Genomic DNA, 1,779 nt, shown 5'->3' on the forward strand with positions numbered 1-1,779 from the left:
CCTCCACCTAAATAAGACGCAACAGTTTTATTGGTCTCAAAAAGCTGAGAGCCATTGATGGCATCGGCTGAGTTTTCTACAACTTTACCTTGCCCAACATTGTGTAATCCAACAGTACCCGTGCTAGGATCTCCAAAAGTAACACTATTTTTATTAACTTTACGCGCTGATCTGAGAAGTGGAGTAACACCTTTTGGCTCTACTTCTTCATCATAAAGAACCGCTACTGAACGTACTTCTTCTATTTCGCGATCAAGCTGTCCTTTGTTGACTGCTTCATTATCATGCTCTGCCTCCTTCACGCCAGAAAGGATGCGATCACTCTTATTCTTATCGGCAATATTGATTGTAGCATTGTCTTTTTCTCCACCAATATTAATATGCTGTGTCTCCTCATCAAACTTAACAAGGCTCTCTCCTTTAACAGTGCTAATCGCATTATTAATCTCATGGGTAATTTTATTCTGAACGTTTGTGAAAGATGTACCAACACCTGCAAAGGCTTCCGCTACATTCCCATAGCTCTTCTCTTCATCTTTGCCATCCGTAGTGACAGTTTTAACTGTGAACTTTGGAGAAGTCCAAGTGCCATTCTCATACTTAGCTTCACCCCCTAAAGTCTTCGCAACACCACTCCCTAGAGCATGAAGCTGATTACCTGCTACGGCATCGCTTGAACTTGCACTAATATCGCCATTGGAAAGATACTTAATCTTGCTATTCGTTTTTCCGCTATCTTCACCATGTTGCGCTACAAACGCTTTTTCACCTTCATTCCATAACAATGCATTCTGCTTAACATTTTCAGTAACCTGCGTATTACTTTGTGTAATCTTCTTTTGAAGAGCCTCAAAAGACGTACCTACTCCAGAAAAAGCCGCAACTACACTATCATAGCTTGCATCTTCAACAGCATCACCTTCTTTCTTCACAGTTTTAACTGTGAACTTTGGAGAAGTCCAAGTGCCATTCTCATACTTAGCTTCACCCCCTAAAGTCTTCGCAACACCACTCCCTAGAGCATGAAGCTGATTACCTGCTACGGCATCGCTTGAATTTGCACTAATATCGCCATTGGAAAGATACTTAATCTTGCTATTCGTTTTTCCGCTATCTTCACCATGTTGCGCTACAAACGCCTATGCTTGACCACCTAAAATTTTTGTTAAATCCCCAGCTATGGTATTAATCTGACCTCCCGTAATTGCATCATGGGAATCCTTGATAATCTGACCATCGGCAACATTGTGGAGAGCTGTGGCGACTTTATCTTTACCACCAAAAGTGACACTTCCATAATTAACGGTGCCATTTTTATCGTCTTTATCATAATGAATAACCGCCGAATCATCCGACTGAAGATGATTAATCTGGTTGGTGATCTCATTTTTGATATTCGTGAAAGAACTACCTACACCTTCAAAAGCTGACGCTACATCAGGATAAATCTTCTCTTCTTCCTGGCCATCTGTAGTGACAGTTTTAACCTTAAAGTTTGGCGCTGACCATACACCATCTTTATAAATAGCTCCTCCACCTAAATAAGACGCAACAGTTTTATTGGTCTCAAAAAGCTGAGAGCCATTGATGGCATCGGCTGAGTTTTCTACAACTTTACCTTGCCCAACATTGTGTAATCCAACAGTACCCGTGCTAGGATCTCCAAAAGTAACACTATTTTTATTAACTTTACGCGCTGATCTGAGAAGTGGAGTAACACCTTTTGGCTCTACTTCTTCATCATAAAGAACCGCTACTGAACGTACTTCTTCTATTTCG

2 pseudogenes are annotated in these 1,779 nt (G+C 41.0%); both read right to left on the bottom strand.

The window, feature by feature from the left end:
* Positions 1–932, bottom strand: a pseudogene (locus CEV08_RS09255) (hypothetical protein); the annotation flags it as partial.
* 207 nt (positions 933–1,139) lie between these two features.
* A pseudogene (locus CEV08_RS09640) lies at positions 1,140–1,779 on the bottom strand (hypothetical protein); the annotation flags it as partial.

Source organism: Bartonella tribocorum (assembly GCF_002778015.1).
GTDB lineage: Bacteria > Pseudomonadota > Alphaproteobacteria > Rhizobiales > Rhizobiaceae > Bartonella > Bartonella tribocorum_B.